Source organism: Hominilimicola sp. (assembly GCF_046972485.1).
In the GTDB taxonomy this organism is placed as follows: domain Bacteria; phylum Bacillota; class Clostridia; order UBA1381; family UBA1381; genus Hominilimicola; species Hominilimicola fabiformis.
Map to the genome: position 1 here is coordinate 1 of NZ_JBKVWU010000013.1, position 16,642 is coordinate 16,642.

20 protein-coding genes and 1 pseudogene are annotated in these 16,642 nt (G+C 40.2%); 1 reads left to right on the forward strand and 20 read right to left on the reverse strand.

What is annotated here, in order from left to right:
* The 19 genes and pseudogenes from ACLTU0_RS03060 to ACLTU0_RS03150 all read right to left on the reverse strand — a co-directional run.
* On the reverse strand, positions 1-2,262 hold a 2,262-nt coding region (locus ACLTU0_RS03060; protein WP_412321353.1), incomplete at its 3' end, for a phage tail tape measure protein.
* A 178-nt stretch (positions 2,263-2,440) separates the two neighbouring features.
* A complete protein-coding gene (locus ACLTU0_RS03065; protein ID WP_412321354.1) occupies positions 2,441-2,815 on the reverse strand; it encodes a phage tail assembly chaperone in 375 nt (124 codons plus the stop codon).
* A gap of 77 nt (positions 2,816-2,892) precedes the next feature.
* Positions 2,893-3,345 (reverse strand): phage tail tube protein, encoded by a 453-nt coding sequence (locus ACLTU0_RS03070; protein WP_022228778.1) that lies wholly within the window; start codon positions 3,343-3,345, stop codon positions 2,893-2,895.
* Between the two features lie 15 nt (positions 3,346-3,360).
* Positions 3,361-4,437, reverse strand: a complete 1,077-nt coding sequence (locus tag ACLTU0_RS03075; protein WP_412321355.1) for a phage tail sheath subtilisin-like domain-containing protein — start codon at positions 4,435-4,437, stop codon at positions 3,361-3,363.
* Positions 4,424-4,864: a DUF6838 family protein gene (locus ACLTU0_RS03080; RefSeq protein WP_412321356.1), complete on the reverse strand. Its 441-nt coding sequence runs from the start codon at positions 4,862-4,864 to the stop codon at positions 4,424-4,426. The genes ACLTU0_RS03075 and ACLTU0_RS03080 overlap by 14 nt, the downstream gene beginning before the upstream one ends.
* A gap of 8 nt (positions 4,865-4,872) precedes the next feature.
* A complete protein-coding gene (locus ACLTU0_RS03085) occupies positions 4,873-5,340 on the reverse strand; it encodes an HK97 gp10 family phage protein (protein ID WP_147513779.1) in 468 nt (155 codons plus the stop codon).
* A complete protein-coding gene (locus ACLTU0_RS03090) occupies positions 5,324-5,794 on the reverse strand; it encodes a phage head closure protein (protein WP_412321357.1) in 471 nt (156 codons plus the stop codon). Before ACLTU0_RS03090 ends, ACLTU0_RS03085 begins: the two co-directional genes overlap by 17 nt.
* Complete coding sequence (locus tag ACLTU0_RS03095; protein ID WP_412321358.1) at positions 5,794-6,057, reverse strand: head-tail connector protein; 264 nt, start codon at positions 6,055-6,057, stop codon at positions 5,794-5,796. Before ACLTU0_RS03095 ends, ACLTU0_RS03090 begins: the two co-directional genes overlap by 1 nt.
* A complete protein-coding gene (locus tag ACLTU0_RS03100) occupies positions 6,044-6,250 on the reverse strand; it encodes a hypothetical protein (RefSeq protein WP_412321359.1) in 207 nt (68 codons plus the stop codon). Before ACLTU0_RS03100 ends, ACLTU0_RS03095 begins: the two co-directional genes overlap by 14 nt.
* Positions 6,251-6,262: 12 nt before the next feature.
* Positions 6,263-7,447, reverse strand: coding sequence for a phage major capsid protein (locus tag ACLTU0_RS03105; RefSeq protein ID WP_412321360.1), 1,185 nt, complete (start codon positions 7,445-7,447; stop codon positions 6,263-6,265).
* A 14-nt stretch (positions 7,448-7,461) separates the two neighbouring features.
* A complete protein-coding gene (locus tag ACLTU0_RS03110) occupies positions 7,462-8,190 on the reverse strand; it encodes a head maturation protease, ClpP-related (RefSeq protein ID WP_412321361.1) in 729 nt (242 codons plus the stop codon).
* Complete coding sequence (locus ACLTU0_RS03115; protein WP_412321362.1) at positions 8,183-9,418, reverse strand: phage portal protein; 1,236 nt, start codon at positions 9,416-9,418, stop codon at positions 8,183-8,185. The genes ACLTU0_RS03110 and ACLTU0_RS03115 overlap by 8 nt, the downstream gene beginning before the upstream one ends.
* Positions 9,419-9,443: 25 nt before the next feature.
* Entirely contained in the window at positions 9,444-10,337 is an 894-nt protein-coding gene (locus tag ACLTU0_RS03120; protein WP_412321363.1) for a hypothetical protein, read from the reverse strand.
* A 70-nt stretch (positions 10,338-10,407) separates the two neighbouring features.
* Positions 10,408-11,955 carry a terminase large subunit gene (locus ACLTU0_RS03125; protein WP_412321364.1) on the reverse strand — a complete coding sequence of 516 codons (1,548 nt, stop codon included), beginning with the start codon at positions 11,953-11,955 and terminating at the stop codon, positions 10,408-10,410.
* Positions 11,955-12,437, reverse strand: a complete 483-nt coding sequence (locus tag ACLTU0_RS03130) for a phage terminase small subunit P27 family (RefSeq protein ID WP_412321385.1) — start codon at positions 12,435-12,437, stop codon at positions 11,955-11,957. The genes ACLTU0_RS03125 and ACLTU0_RS03130 overlap by 1 nt, the downstream gene beginning before the upstream one ends.
* A 90-nt stretch (positions 12,438-12,527) precedes the next feature.
* The gene (locus ACLTU0_RS03135; RefSeq protein ID WP_022230280.1) at positions 12,528-12,719 is read right to left on the reverse strand and encodes a hypothetical protein; all 192 of its coding nucleotides are present in this window, start codon (positions 12,717-12,719) and stop codon (positions 12,528-12,530) included.
* A gap of 117 nt (positions 12,720-12,836) precedes the next feature.
* A pseudogene (locus ACLTU0_RS03140) lies at positions 12,837-13,529 on the reverse strand (DNA cytosine methyltransferase); the annotation flags it as partial.
* Positions 13,522-14,805 carry a site-specific DNA-methyltransferase gene (locus ACLTU0_RS03145; protein ID WP_412321365.1) on the reverse strand — a complete coding sequence of 428 codons (1,284 nt, stop codon included), beginning with the start codon at positions 14,803-14,805 and terminating at the stop codon, positions 13,522-13,524. The pseudogene ACLTU0_RS03140 and the gene ACLTU0_RS03145, both read right to left, overlap by 8 nt.
* Before the next feature lie 61 nt (positions 14,806-14,866).
* On the reverse strand, positions 14,867-15,292 hold the full coding sequence (locus tag ACLTU0_RS03150; RefSeq protein ID WP_412321366.1) for a helix-turn-helix domain-containing protein: 426 nt from the start codon (positions 15,290-15,292) through the stop codon (positions 14,867-14,869).
* Between the two features lie 450 nt (positions 15,293-15,742).
* On the opposite strand from ACLTU0_RS03150, the gene ACLTU0_RS03155 reads away from it, so the two are divergent.
* Positions 15,743-16,084 carry a hypothetical protein gene (locus ACLTU0_RS03155; protein WP_412321367.1) on the forward strand — a complete coding sequence of 114 codons (342 nt, stop codon included), beginning with the start codon at positions 15,743-15,745 and terminating at the stop codon, positions 16,082-16,084.
* Positions 16,085-16,229: 145 nt separating this feature from the next.
* Here ACLTU0_RS03155 and ACLTU0_RS03160 read toward each other — a convergent pair whose 3' ends face one another.
* Positions 16,230-16,583: an HNH endonuclease gene (locus ACLTU0_RS03160; protein ID WP_412321368.1), complete on the reverse strand. Its 354-nt coding sequence runs from the start codon at positions 16,581-16,583 to the stop codon at positions 16,230-16,232.
* Positions 16,584-16,642: the final 59 nt, after the last annotated feature.

A 16,642-nucleotide genomic window follows, 5' to 3' on the forward strand; every position in this document is an offset into this window, starting at 1 on the left:
GTTAAATGCACTTATGCATTTATCCACTATTGGTTTCAAAGCACCTTCATTATATGAATTTCTCACAAATTCAAAGGCTTTTGAAAAGGCACTGCCAAATACATCTTTTATGCCTGATAATTTTTCTTTGACAGCATTCAGCATAGGAGAAAGTTTTGTTTTTACACCCTCGACAACCTGTCCGAGTTTTCCGCCCGTGAGAGAGTTTATTGCATCATATCCGGTCTTGTAATATTCTTTTATTGCTGTCATAGTACCGGCGACTGCACCTTTTATTCCTCCGCCGTGTTCCTGATAGGAATTCTTGATGTTATTCAGTTTTGTTGATACCGTATTTTTAATACCGTCCCAAACATTTGCTGCAGTTTCCTTGACTTTACCCCAAGCATTTGAAACTGTATCTTTTATCCCGTTGAACACATTCTTTATACCGTTCCAAAGATTTTTTGCTGTTTCCTTTACCTTGTCCCAATGTTTAAAGAGCAGAACACCCACCGCAATAACCGCACCGATAGCAATAACAACAAGACCTATCGGTGATGTGACAAACGTCATTATTGCACCGAACACTCCCGTCACCACATTAAGTGCCTGAGTTGCGGCAATTTGAGCGATAGTCGCAGTTGTAAGCGGTGCAAAAGCAGCCGCCTGCGTTCCTGTCATGACAGCAGAAAATGCAATTAGTCCGTTTCTTATCCCCTCGACTACATTTGCAGCCGCAACAGCAATTTTATATGCGGTTACCGCTCCGGCAATTCCGGCAATCACAGGTGAAAGTGTGCTTGCAACGGATATTACACCCGAAGCAATATTCATCACTGCCACAAGTGAATTGCACAAATTCGGTACTACTACATTTGCAAGTGTCTGAATTAATTCAGTACCGTTTCCGCTGAATGCGTTTACAATGCTGTTCCTGACATTATCAAACGCATTATGAAGTCGTTCTATTGCCGGCTGATTATTTTGAATTGCATTCTTTACAGCGTTAAATACCGTGCTTGCAGTATTATAAATTGTCTGAATTGCAGAAAATAATCCGTTTCCTATTGCAACAGTAACATAGGAAATAGCGGGAGTTAATGCACCGAGTCCGTCAGACATAGACTGAAGAACGCCTTTAAACTGCGATGAACCGAGTGCATCAAATATCGCAATTTTCACACCCTCGAACTGCGACTTTAAAAGTGTGAGTTTACCGCTTACAGTGTCATTCATAGTGTCAGCCATCTTTAAAGCCGCACCTTCCGAATTATTTATAGCGTCAGACAATGAGTAAAAATCATCAGGACTTGCATTCACGATTGACAGAAATCCCGACAGTGCATTTTTTCCGGCAATCATTGTTGCATACTGACCTTTTTGAGCATCGGTAAGTGTTGAGAAGCGTGTCTGAAGTTCGGGAATAAGCACCGATAAAGGTTTCATACTGCCGTCCGTATTTACTGCAGAAATTCCCAAAGCCGACATAGCCGCATCTACTTCTTTGGTAGGTTTAGCCAACCTTGTCATAACACCTCTCAGAGAAGTACCTGCGTCCGAACCTTTAACTCCGGCATTTGCCATCAGACCGAGTGCTGTGGTGGTATCTTTCATTGAATATCCCATTGCACCCGCAGTTGCCGCAACATTTTTAAAGGACTCGCCGAGCAAAGATACATTTGTATTTGACTTTGACGATGCAACCGCCAAAACATCAGCGAACTCACCGCTGTCACTTGCTTTCAGTCCGAAAGCGGTCAAGGCATCGGTTACAATATCAGATACACCGGCTAATTCCTCACCGCTCGCAGCGGCAAGGTTCATTATTCCCGCAATACCGTCAATCATCTGCGATGAATTCCAGCCTGCCATACCCATATATGACATAGCCTCTGACGCTTCTATTGCAGAAAATTTGGTTTTAGCACCCATTTTCTTTGCTTTCTCGGAAAGTGCGGTCAGTTCTGCACCTGTTGCCCCCGAGATTGCGGATACGTTTGCCATTCCCTGTTCAAACTCTCTGCCGGTATTCACTACATCTTTGCCGAAGTCAATCGCTTGACGTACACCGACAAACGCTCCTACGACTACTGCCGCCTTAGATGCCAACGAGGTTATAACCCCGCCTACTCCGGAAGACTGATTTCCGAAGTTTTTCATTCCCGACGTTGTACCGTTTAAACTGTTTCTAAGGTTATTGCTCGCATTGACAGCGGACTTCATATTGACGAAAAAATTACCGTTGTTAAGGCTTAAAGTTGCACCTATATTACGAGCCAAATTTTACGTCACCCACTCCCCAATAACGCCTTATACTTCTCCGTCTCCTCTTCCACAGCAAGTTCCATACTCGCCTTTAAAAATATTTTTTCAGACAGTGATAACCTTGCAAGCCTGTCCCAATCAAATCCCTTTTGAAGATAGAAATGAATAAGCTGCAGGTCACCGTCCGTCTGTATTAGTTTTTTACAGCTTCCACACCGCCCATATATCCGGCAAGTTTCATACACTCAATCGCAATCTGCGGTATTTCTCCCGGTGCAAATATAATTTCAATAATATCCATAGGTACTGCACAGCCGAATGCGTCCTGTACTTCCTTCGACTTAAGGTCAGGTTCTTTAATACATTCATAGCACATATATTTATCACCCTCGCCCGCCTCCATATCATTTGCATCACGGCAAAGTGCTCCGTCCGGTTCTTCAATCGTTATAACCGAATCAATGGACTTAATATATAAATCCATTGTCTTTTTAATTTTCTTTGACGCAATCATCTGCTCCTTACGTCGTAAAAGTTCTGCTAATGTTAATTTTGTAGCCTTATTCATTTTAGTGTTCCTTCCTTTTTTTTCTTAATAAAAAACAGCTGTATAGCCGTCATTTTTTAGTGTCCCCATCATTATTTTTATACACACGGGTCAGCGATTGTATCAAGATACTTAAATCCGACAAATCCGCCCGAAAATTCATCTTCGGTAATTTTTCCGTTCTCAAATGCCTGAAGTGTAAGTTCATCAAGCCAGCATGACATAAGCTGTACTCTTTCTGTACCGCCGTTATCGGGGTCCTCCAATTTTGATATAAGCGACAATCGCTCATCAATACCCGCCGAGAGTTTCTCCGCATACGTTTTGCCTCTTGAATAAATCTTCTTTATTTTCGCTGTCCAAGTACCGGACACACCCATCAGTTTACTGTCGTCCCACATTTGCCCCGAAAAGTTTATCGTTTCACGGTTTGTTTTGATTTTTGCTTCAAATGAAGTTATTTCATAACAAATACTGTTGTTCCACCAAAAATAGCCGTGCGTACCGCTGATTACTTTTCCGACAGCGGGAAGCTTTCTTTCTCCTGCCATTGTTTACTGCCTCCCTTACTCCATATTTATAGAAAATTTCAAATCCTCTATTGCATCACAGAATGTTACATCCGCCGTTACAAAGACATAACTGCCCGTCTTTGCCTTACGAATCTGTTCATCACTGTACTCGGATATATCATATTTTTGTGCAAGCCAGTCACGCTGTGCATTAACATCTATATCCGCTGTATTTTCCGCATCGCCGTACAGTACGCCTTCTCTTACAAGTCCGTCAAAATACTGATTAATAGCAGCTACAAACATAACCTTATTGTCATAGCTGTTATTAATTCCGATATAGTTATTCTCAAATGCAGAACGAATATCGTCACGCATTAAGTCCATACCCTCAATAATTTTGATTTTCTTCATATCTTCGGTCTTGTCACCGCTTAAGATGTGTAGCGAATTTACACCTCGTGCGACTTTTACTTTTTCGCCGTCATTGATAAGTATAAACTTACCTTCGTCTATATCTTCATCGGGAGTAAGGCTCTCCGTTATAGAGTCAATTTCCGAAAGAACTTGATATGTCGCACTCTCTGTCATTGACAGTCCGGCAAGCAAGCCTGCAATTCTTGCACAATATTCATATGCCGAATATGTCTTTGCTCCTACTTTGATACCGCTCGAGGAAAAGTTAACAATGCCCTCATTATTTGCCGCAGAACAAGGCAAAACCGCTTTGAATGTCTTTTTTGCCGCTCTCTGTGCAATAATCCAATTCTGCAGTTCTTCCGTCAAATCTTTATGCGGTTCCAATCCCGGAAACGTCAGCCAGTTCCAAGACTTATTTCTAAGGCGTGCCAAGGCGGCGTTATATGACTTTTTGAAGTCCTCGCCTGTTTCCGCTCTTTCCACAAGCACTCGTTTCGGTTTGCCGAGAAATATTTTATTCAAGTAGTCAAGATTTGTCGTTGTCCAGTCTGATTTCACAATATCGGCTTCATAGTTATATGTATAACTTAAATTTTCATCTCCGACTTTGGTTGAATCTTCAAGAATAACCGCTACAATTCCGTTCTGACTTCGTGTTACTGCAGTCTGTGCCTTCGTCTTAAATTCAATTAAAATTTCAGGTAACCCCATTTTTATCCCCCCGTATCACAAGTTCGCTCATTTCATCATACTTTTCTGTTTTATCCACAGCCTGAATGAAATTTATATCAAAATACACATACATTGCACCCTTTTCAATTTCAAAATTCATTTCATGAATAGTCAGATGTCTGTCCATAATATCGAAAGTCGGGTACAAAAAAAGCTCTTTAATCCTGCTATAAGCACCTATACAGTCCTCCACAGTTTCAAGAGCCGATATATATTTTAATTCTACCGAAACAGTAAGTTCCTCAAGTGCACCGCCGCAGCACTGAGGCTGTACATCCGAAGGATACGCAGAAACAAACACTGCCGGTTTTAAAAATCCCTCATCTACTTCTGATGCAACTACGTTAAATCCGGCATCCGCAAGGATTTCCGCAGTTCGTGTCTGTATATCTTTTTCTGTAATCATCTGTCCTCCTACATTTGTATATCTTTTGTTATTTTATCAAGCAGTTTTTCTGCACCCGAGTTGAATTTTGCCTGTGCCTCCGACATTGATTTTTCAAGCATAAAATCACCTTGTACATATCCGCCGGATTTAATGCCTATTGCAGAACGCTGTACACGATTAAGTTTTCTGCCTCTTTCCCGAGTTCTGCCGCCGCTTACAATCTTGTGACCGAGTTCAACAAGATGTGCATGAGGTGCTGTTGACTGAACTCTCACTACTCTTACTTTACCGCCCTTATACAGTTTTACTTTTTTCGTTCTCCATGAGTTTCGGAGCTTCTTTGTCCTTACCGGTGTAAGTGATTTTGTTCTCTTATTTACAGCACGTCCTTCTGCCATAAGGAATGCGTCTGCCTGACTCGGATAATTCTTCTCGCATTGCTTCATAGCTTTTTCAAGTTCGTCAAATCCGAATACATCAATATTCCTTGCCATTTCGGTCTTTCTCTTTTGCAACAATCTGCAATTCCGTATTGTTTTCGCCTATGTTAAGAACAGAAACAATATCAAGAACCTTTAGTCCGAACATGATTTTCATATCCTCGGTTATATTCGGAAAATACCTTGTTGTAATTTTGTATGTGGTTTCTGCACGCAGTTTTTGTGACTCCTCGTACTCACGTCCCGACATCGGAGAAACATTTGCCCATACGGCATACTCATTCAAAGAAAGCTGATGTGAATACAGCTGTCCGCCGCCTGCCGATTTCCATAATGCGTTGCCTTTGTTATCGGTCAGTACATACACAGAAGTTTCAGCGGCAGTAATGTCACCGCTTAACTTAGGTTTGAACGGAATCCACACAGGCACATTTTCATTCATTGAATTTAATCTTTTATCAAGCGGTTTCAAAAATATAGCCCGATGACGCAGTTTTGAAAAGTCCATTAAAATGCCGCCTTTCTGTATGGTCTCAGCAATGTATAAAATATACTCGGTACACCGTTTTTATTTCCGTCACGCTGTTCAAAGAAATATCCTATACACACTAGCATAGCTTGTTTATAGCTTTCCGGTAGTTCGTCAGGCATTGCAAGACGTGTATAATTTTCGCACATTTCTCCTGCTAAGAGAATGAGTATTCGGAGATAGTCGTCCTCTGCGTCAGAATCCAAATGCAGATACTGTTTAGCCTCTTCAATCGTCAGCACTTTCCTCTTCCTCCGTTTTAGACTGCACTGTTTTAGATTTAGTGTCCCTTCTTGTTGTTTTAGTGTCCCTTACTTCTTCCGCAAATCCGCACTGAACCAAATCTTCGCCTATTTTCTTGTCAACATCAACAGTTTGACCTTCAGAAAAACTGAAAGTCAAACCCGAGCATGAAGTTGTTATCTTTATTTTCATTTTACCCTCCTATTATTTCATCTGAACAGTTTTAACCGATTCAGGCAATATCAGCTTTCCGTCCAATCTTTGGAATACACGGAAACCGACTTGTCCGTTCTTTGCAAAAAGTTCATTCAATCTTTGGAATGAACGTCCTTGTCTGTCAGCCACCCAATAATATGATAAATCACCAAACAGCAATATCTTATTGCCGGACTCTATCTCAGGCATATATGCAGAAGTATGTATCGGACGGTTAAGAATTGTATCCGGCTGTCCCGCCTGCAGACCCGGCTGCCATAAATACTGACCGTTACTGTCTTTAAGTTTTCTTATAGCCTTTATTGTACTGTCGCTTGACATAAATACGGCATTCTTTCGATACGGTGTTCTAAGACTGTGATATAGGTCAATTATTTCATCTGTCGTAATTGCGTTTGACGCAGCAGACGTAACCCCTACTTCAGCCGTATTTAACACACCTGTCGGTTTTCCTGTACCGTTGCCGTTGATAAATGCCAATTCCTCTGCCGCACCCATTCTTCTTGCAAATTCCGATGATATGTATGTTTCAAGATTAAATGCGGAGTCATTGAGCAGTTCTTCCGATACTTTTATAATCGTACTTAGCTTATGAGCTCCAAGAGATACAGTTCCGAACTCATCATCGCTTTCAGTGTATTCCGAACCTTCATCTGTCCACACAGCCTCACCGTGAGATGCAACTACCGGAATCTTTTTATCACCGTTTGCACTTGTTATGATTGTAGTTAATCCTCGCATAATGTTTTCATCGGCAAGTTTGTCAATAAGAACTGCCTCGTATTCGTCCGGGACAAGATATCCGCCGTCACTGTCAGTACCAATCTGCAATGTATCATGCACCGAATATGACAGCTGATTATTCTTCATAAGCTTCCAAAATGCCTGCTTATATTCGTCACTTGCTCTGCCCGTTTTTGTATTACCGTTCGTTTTAGGTGTTTCAAGAACGGGTGTATTAACAGGAGAATTCAGTCTTTTTTCCATCTCTGCCTGACGTTCTAAAATGTCTATCTCCTTGCCGAGAGCAACAATTTCACTCTCCATTTTTTCATATGTTTCCACGTCCTCTGCCGAAAGCATATCGTTTTCTCGTTTTGCATTATCAAGAAATTTCTTTCTCTTTTCCCATAATGCTGCCCTTTTTTGTCTTAAATCAGTTATTGACGCCATTTATATTACCCCCATTATTTCAATAAATTTAATCTTGTTTCAAACTGTTCTGACGGAATACAATACTTGGAGTCTTCCGGCTTGACTATCGGCTTAAGTTTCTTGCGCATTGCGGCAATGGTATTGGTCACCATTGTTGTTTTGTCAAAAATCATATTTTGATTATCAGTGCTGTCATCACTGCCGTATAGGATTTTGTCGCAGAACCCCATATCATGTGCCGAATGTGCATTCATCCATGTTTCTCCGTCCATCAAATGTGACAGTTTACTTCGTGACAGTCCGGTCTTTATCTGATAAGCATTTATAATTGATTCCTTTACTTCGTTAAGAAAATCAATACCTTGTTCAAGTTCAGATGCCTGTCCGTAAAGCATCATTGAAGGATTATGTATCATAATCATCGATGTAGGAGACATCTCAACCATATCCCCAGCCATTGCAATTACAGACGCCGCACTTGCTGCAATGCCGTTTATTTTAACTGTGATTTTGCCGTTATGTTCTTTCAGAGCCGTATATATTTCACTTGCCGCAAAACAGTCACCGCCCGGACTGTTTATCCATACCGTAATATCACCGTCGTACCGATTAAGTTCATCACGGAACATTTTCGGTGTTACATCATCGCTGTACCAGCTTTCTTCCGCAATTACGCCATTTAAAAAAAGCACATTTTCTGTGCTTTCATTTTCTTCGTCTATTTTGTTTTTAACAGTCTTGAACCTCCAAAATTTACTCATTTTCACTTTCACCCCCGCTGTTGTAATTTCCGGCATTATTTATATCAACCATATTGCCGTTACACAAATATCTGTCACCGCCAAGTTCTTTAGGTATTTTATTCATATCCTCCAATTCCCTTATATCGTTTGCACTGTACCACCCATTCTGTCTGCCGATAGCATATCCGCTCATACGGCTTTTAAAATCCCCTCGCAGAAGTCCGTCAACATTGAATTTTACGAAGTATTTCTTCTGTTCTTCTTCTGTCAGAAGCTGCTGAAATATTGTCTGCTCTATCCTCACAAGCCACGGCCGGATTGTATTCGTTACAAAATCAAGCGACTGCTGTTCTATATTGTTAAAACTTGATTTTTCCAAATCGGCAATCATATGCGGAGGAACACGAAATATTCTGCATATTTCATTCACCTGAAATTTTCTTGTTTCGAGAAACTGTGCCTCATGAGGATTTATCGAAATCGGATTGAATTTCATTCCTTCTTCCAACACTGCAACCTTGTGTGCATTTGAACTTCCGCCGTATGCGTCATTCCATGCGTCACGAACTTTTTCAGGCTCTTTCAAAACTCCCGGATGTTCCAAAACTCCGCTTGGTGTACCGCTGTTTGAGAAAAAGCTTGAGCCGTATTCTTCGGCAGCAATAGAAAGTCCTATCGCATTCTTAGCCATAGCAATCGGTGAGTATCCCACAAGTCCGTCAAATCCCAGTCCGACTATATGCAGAATTTCATCTTTGCGAAATACAAATGTTCCCTGCTTATCACTGTTATATGTGTAATATATTTTTGTGTCCGCACCTCTGTCTATACGCATCTTTTCCGGCATAAGCGGATACAGCGCCGTAACCTCGCCTTTACCGTTTCGGATAATCTGTGAATACGAATTCCCCCACAAAAGCAGATGTGACATCATAACCTCACGCATTATAAAACTGTTCATTTCGGGATTGGGTATATCATGCAGAAGTCTGTACAGCGGATGCGTAAGGGCTCGCTCTTTTCCGCTGTCCGTGTATTCATAAAGATGAATCGGCAGACTTGCTACCGTTTCCGATATGATACGAACACACGCATATACTGCTGTTGTCTGCATAGCCGACCGTTCCGTCACAGATTTTCCCGACCACGTTCGCCCGAAAGGAAATGAACGTCCTCCGCCGATACTGTCTCCCGTATGATTTTTAGGCTTGTCTCTTGGTTTGAATATTGATTTTATAATCCCCATATTTCCTCCCATAAAAAAAACACCTCTACATAATAGGTGTTTTTTCAGTTGTTAATTCAGGCATATGCTTTTCATCAAAAAATTTTTTATTAACAAATTTTTTGGCTAAATCCAACACTTTCCCGCATTTGTCCAAATCCATATTTGCATTTTCTCCATGTGCGAATGTATTCCTGCTTTTTACCATTTCTTTGAGCATTTTAAAATCATATCTGATCCCATAGTGTGTACATGTCCATGCTATTTTTGCATATATCTCATCAAAAACTTTTGTATATATCTTATTTGATATCTCTCCAGCCAATTCATCTAATTTATTTTCAGGATACATTACACCATAACAACTCAATACTTTAGGTAGCATATTCAATATTATAGATTTTGAATTCCTTTTACAATTACGATTATTTGATAATCGATACTCATCTTTCGCTATTATCTCAACAATTTTAAAAAAGCACATGAAGGACTCTTCTAAAAAACTATCAGTATACAAAAATTGTACTCCTGTCGCATATAATTTCATGCAATTCTCAAACATTCCTCTTTTTTTTCTAATTTGGGATAGTTCCTCATTTAACAACGCAATTGCCTTTACCTTTTTTGCACTTCTATTATTCCTAATATTAGGTATCAAATTAACTTCACATTTACGAATCCCTTCACTTGAAAAAGGTACATTTGTAAGAAAGATAATAAGATTTAAAGAATCTTTTATTATTTTCTCAGCTTTATTTAGATTATCCTCCTGTGTATAATAACTTATCAAAAAATAACTATCTAATCCAGCTTTCTTAATATAGGTATATCTGCACTTTAAAATTTCAAATTCTGTATTGGGCATTAAACATATCTTATATACATCTGGCACCCCAAATTTGTCATTATAAATATCCACTGTTGTTTCATATTTATACATCAAACCATTTCCTTTCTGTATTCATAATAACTCATTCTACATCAAGAATATAGCTATGTCAATATAAACCTTAAAATACAATAATACCCCTGCTGTCATAAACACTTCCCTGCTGTCCGCCGTTACGGAATGCTCTGTCAAGCGCCATAACGCTTGCAACAGCGCCGTCAATCCGCTCGGTGCTGTGTTTCTTGGAAAGCTTAATATTTTCTGCCGAGTCTGTTTCTACACATACATTATCAAAATTCCATCTAAGTACAGGATGGTTGTTATGTATAATCTTTTCTTTCAGAACAAGCGAGTAAAGTTCCTTGGTCGGCGGTGACATATCCTTAAAGCCTTGTCCGAAAGGTATCATCGTCAAGCCTTCATCCTGCAAATTAAGAATTATCTGTGTTGCATTATATCTGTCATACGCTATTTCACGCACAACGTACTTGCTTGCAATATCCTTTATGTCAGCTTCAATTCTTCGGTAGTCAACTACATTCCCCTCTGTTGTTCGTATAAATCCGTTTGCTTTCCATACATCATACGGAACATGGTCACGTCGGACACGCTGACGAAGATTTTCTTCCGGTATCCAAAAATACGGAACAATTATATATTTTTCTGTATCGTTTCTCGGAGGGAACACCAAAACAAATGTGGTAAGGTCAAGTGTTGTTGAAAGGTCAAGACCTGCATAGCATTCCCTTCCGATAAGTGTATCAAGATTTATTACTTCATCACACGCATCCCATTTCTCCATCTGCATCCATCTTGTTGACTGCTTAACCCACTGATTAAGTCGGAGCTGTCTGAACAGATTTTCCTCAGCCGGATTTTCCTTTGCCGACAAAAATGCGGCACGGACTTTTTCAACGTCAACTGTATGTCCGAGCGAGGGATTTGCTTTATACCAATTACGTTCATCTGTCCAGTCATCTGTATCTTCTATTCCGTATATAACAGGATAAAATGTCGGATCGATTTTTCTGCCTTCCAAAATGTCAACTGCCTTTTGGTGCTGTTCAAAACATATGCTGTTTCGGTCTGTTCCGGCAGTAGTTATAAGAAAGAACAGTGGCTGTGTTCGTGCATCACCTGAACCTTTTGTCATTACATCAAACAATTCACGGTTCGGCTGTGAATGCAGTTCATCAAATATTACGCCGTGAACATTAAGACCGTGTTTTGTAAAAGCCTCGCTCGACAGCACTTGATAATATGAATTAGTCGGTTTATACACAAGTCTTTTTACTGACATAACAGGCTTAATTCTCTTTTTCAAAGCAGGACATTGTTCGACCATATCCACCGCCACATCAAACACAATACTTGCCTGCTGACGGTCACTTGCACAGCCGTATACTTCTGCACCCCATTCACCGTCACCGCATGTAAGATACAGCGCCACTCCTGCTGCAAGTTCTGACTTACCCATCTTCTTCGGTATTTCAACATATGCTGTGTTGTATTGTCTGTATCCGTTCTCCTTTACCGTACCGAACACATCATTTATTATTTTATCCTGCCACGGCAGCAATTCAAAAGGCACACCCCGCCATTTGCCTTTTGTATGTTTAAGTGCATTTATAAATGTAACTGCACGTTTTGCTTTATTTTCGTCATACATTACTTTTTCTCTCCGCCCAATGAAAGAAGCTGTTCCATTGCGTCATCACTGCTGTCATTGCCTCTGTCTGTTACAATTCTTGACCTTGACGCAGGAGTAAGACCGAACTGTTCACAGAACTTGCTCATCTGTTTCATATACTGCTGAGCAATAGATACCTGCGGCACTTGCTGCCAATATCCGCTCGGAGTTTTGACAATAGCACCGTGTCTTGATATAAATTCTTCTGCTTCTTTCCAACGTGCATAAGCTTGGCAATATCCCGCAAAAGCCGCCATATCAACTTCTGTTAGAATACCGAGCTGTTCCATCTGTTTCGCAAGACGTCTCCATTCCTTTTTCGCATCATCTTCAAGCCATTTCGGACAAGACGGTACACGAGCCGCAGGTTTCGGCTCATTTGCGTTTAACTGTCTCTTGCCTGGATTACCCTCAAGCTGTTTTACTGCCGTTGGTTTCGGCTTTCTGCCCCTCTGTGCCAAGCGTATCACCTCCATTCGTATAAATTTCTTGTCATTAAAAATTTTCATACAAAAAACCGCCATTTAAGGCGGTTTAAAAATTGTATTTTCTTATTTTTCTGTAATCATAATCTCATATTCATAGCTGTTTAGTTCAAAAAGGTCAACTACTTTCCATAAATCATATTGGTCAGGAATATCTTTAACTGTTCCGCAGAAATAAACGTCTGTATGTTTTTCATTAACCAATTTCATTGTTGCGTTTCGGTTGATAAGGCTGTAAAGTTTCTTTAATTTTAGCATTTTGTTTTCCTCCGTTTTCTCGGTCTGTTTATCTTTTTGTTGTACACATATTACCGTTATATGAGGACTTTATCAATACCATTACTATAACAAAAAGTACAGCCTTTATTTGTGTATGCCCGTTTCAGCAGTTCCGGCAGTTCCTTGCCACGAGCAGAGGCTCTTCTTAAAATTCCCGAACACGCTCTCTGACTCAAATAATAATTTTCCGGCACATTCTCCTGCAAAATCTGCGACAAGAAAGATTCTTCTGCGTCTTTGAGGGACTCCGAAGTATTGCGCATCGAGTATTCGATAGGCAACGGAATAATCATTTCCCACAATTTCTCCGGCTGTTGTCCATTTCTTCTCAGGCATAGGAATATGTACGGTTTCATCTTTGATTTTGCAGATTTCTTCAAGGACTGTCCTAAAATCCTGTCCTTTTGAGCTTGACATTGCTCCCGGCACATTCTCCCACACAATCCATCTCGGATATTCTCCATTTGTACTCTCCCTCATTTCCTTTATAACCCGAATTGCCTCAAAAAACATTGATGATTTTTCACCGTTTAGCCCTTCACGTTTTCCCGCCAAAGACAAGTTTTGACAAGGGCTTCCGAATGTAATTATATCAACCGACTCAATCTTTCCGCCGTTCATTTTTGAAATATCCCCGTAGTGTTTCATCTGCGGTATACGCTTGGTAGTAACCCGAATAGGAAACGGCTCGATTTCGCTCGCCCATATAGGTGTAATTCCAGCCATCATTCCGGCAAGAGGAAAACCTCCGCTGCCGTCAAATAATGAGCCAAGTGTTAAATTACTCATTCGTCAATACCTCACTGTACGGAATTTTTTCACCGTTACGCAATAAAAAAACGTCATCTGAATTTTCTTTAAAATCCACATAACGTCTTACAATTACATCTACAAACTTTTCATCAATCTCAATCGCATAACATATACGGTCAGTCTGTTCGCACGCAATCAATGTACTTCCGCTACCGCCGAACGGTTCAAGAATAACTGAATTGACTGCACTTGAATTTTGTATCGGATATGCCACAAGCGGTATTGGTTTTGTTGTCGGATGAAGTTCTGATTTCTTCGGCTTGTCAAAATTCCATACCGTTCTTTGTTTTCTGTCAGAGTACCACTTATGTCCGGCGGTAGGTTTCCATCCGACAAGTATAGGCTCATGACAATACTGATAATCACATCTGCCGAGCACGGGTGTATTTTTCACCCATATACACGTTTGATGACAGAAAAATCCGGCATCACGAAATGCAGTTCTGAAATTTATACTTTCCTTATCGGCATGAAAAACATAAATACTTGCACCATCCGCACAAACATCATACATACACTTAAAAGCTGAAAACAGAAATTCATAAAACTTTCCGTCCTCCATGCTGTCATTTTGAATAGTACCTGCCGTACCCTCGTATGCAACATTATACGGCGGGTCTGTTACAACAAGATTTGCTTTCTTACCATTCATCAAGTTTTCATATGTTTCCGCTTTGGTACTGTCACCGCATATTAATCTGTGTTTTCCCAAAAGCCATATATCACCTTGTTCAGACACCGGATTTTCCGGAGGTGTCAAATCTACATCATCTTCTTTAACTTCACCCTCTTGCGATTTGGCGAGAAGTTCATTAAGTGCTTCTTCCGTAAATGCAGACATCTCAAGTTCAATGTCACCACTGTCCTTTATATCTTGTAAAATATCAGCAGACATTTTCATATCAAGTTCTGAAAACTCCTGTATTTTATTATCTGCCATAAGGTCAGCATATTCCGAAGCTTCACTTTCATAATCCTGAAAATCAACGGGAACTTGCTTTGCTCCGATTTCTTTTGCAGCAAGAAGTCTTCCGTGACCTTTTACCACAAATCCGGAACGGTTTGACACTACAATCGGATGTCTCCAGCCTTGACGTTTTATGATTTTAGCCAATGCGGTTATCTGTTCTTTAGGGTGCTTGTTCGGATTTCTCGGATTGCCTACCAAGCTGTCCGTATCGACAATTTTATCATGAGCACAATACACTGCAACTCCGTCTGCCGTTGCTTTCGGTTCTATATGTTCAATCATTACCCTTACCTCCTACGCTACGAAAGCTTTCAGCTTTCTATGCTACAACTCACAAAGTGAATTATTGACCTCCAAATCTGTGTTTTATATAACATTCGTGTGAGCAGTATTTCCTGCTTTTATTGCTGTAACTTGTGAACTTCTTACCACAGCCTCTGCATATAAAGCTGTATACCTTTTCCGAACCGAAGTTATGCAGTTCATAGTTCTTACTCCACCATTCCAAACGGCACTTATCGGAACAGAACCGTTTTTTCTTGCCATGCTCCGGCTGTTTTAATACTGCGCTACAATTCTGGCATATTATTCCGTTATCCAGCATTTCCCCATGATTTAGTTTTACCGCATCAGCGTATCCGGCCAGATTATTCTTCCGGCAGTAATGACGAACTGTGTCCCTGCTTAACCCCAGCTTTGCAGCTATCGCCTTATAGCCTAACCCTTTTAACCGTAACTGAGAAATTTTGTCTTGAATTTTCTTGTCCATAACCTCACTACCTTCAAAAAACATAAAAAACACTAAAAAACATATATTTTTTTTATTTCGGTAAAAACGAAAAAAGCGTTAAAAATCCGCATACCTATCAGATTTTCCAACGCTTTTATATGTTTTTATCACTCATACCTTTAACCGATATTATATTTTCTGCAAACACTGACACCGTCTGTATTTGCGATATATTTTCGGTCTGCCGCATATCCCCCGCCCTCCTAATTTTGCGAAAATTTGCGTTTGAGGGGGCGGCGGTCTACGCTCACCCATTTTTTTAAGATTATGACCGCCCCTTGGGGGAGTTTACCCATATAATACCCAATTATTTGTTGTTTCGGGATTATCACCGCTAATAATTTAATTCATTTTTTTCAATGAATTTATTGACAAAAATGAATTTGTGTGTTATAATAGATTTACAATTTAAGAAAGGAGGTTTTTTCTATGCCAAAGAAGAAGTTAATACCCACATCAAAAAAGATTCCCAAAAGTATTGATGATCAAATACTAAAGCTGTTACAACAACCTGCAAACAAAACAAAATTTGAAGCAGATGACAGATCAGTACGCGTTCAAAAAGTCATTGGAAATGAAATTCTGAATGTTGAGATTACTAACTATCCAGATGGCAATGCTATAACCCAATCACAGTTTTCTGCACCACGAACCAAGGCAGAATTGGAATCTACCATAAAAACAATGTCTAAAGACGGGATGCGTAATAAAGATATAGCCAAACTTTTGGATATTGATCCCAGCTATGTTTCTAAGTTAAAAAACAAATAACACCCATATTGTAAATTTTTTAACTGCCAACGTTCTAAAATTCCTCTATATTACTCTTTTCAAATAGATATATATAGAGGAATTTTAGAACTATATTTTTAGTTTTATTATTCACACCTTCATTTAGCTACATCAACTACGATGCTTAATACCTGTATGTCGGTCGGCTGTCCTCTTTACCCGTCTTTTTATCGTGACAAGGTTTGCACAAACTCCGCCAGTTACTCTTATCCCAGAATAGTTTGGAATCACCTCTGTGTGGTTTTATATGGTCAACCACCGTAGCTTGAACGTACTTTCCGTTCCTCTTACAAATCTCACACAGAGGATGTTCTCTAAGATAAACTTTGCTTTCCTTCCGCCACTTGCTGTCATAGCCTCGCTTGGCTGCCGAGCGTGTAACTTCCGGATGGAGAGATATATGTTCCTCGCAGTATCTTCCGTCAGTGAGTTTCGCACAGCCGGGATGTCTGCACGGTTTCTTTGGTCTGTATGGCATAGCCTCTCCTTCCCGCGAAAAAAAGGACGCTCCATTCGGAACGCCCTCGTTTCATATTC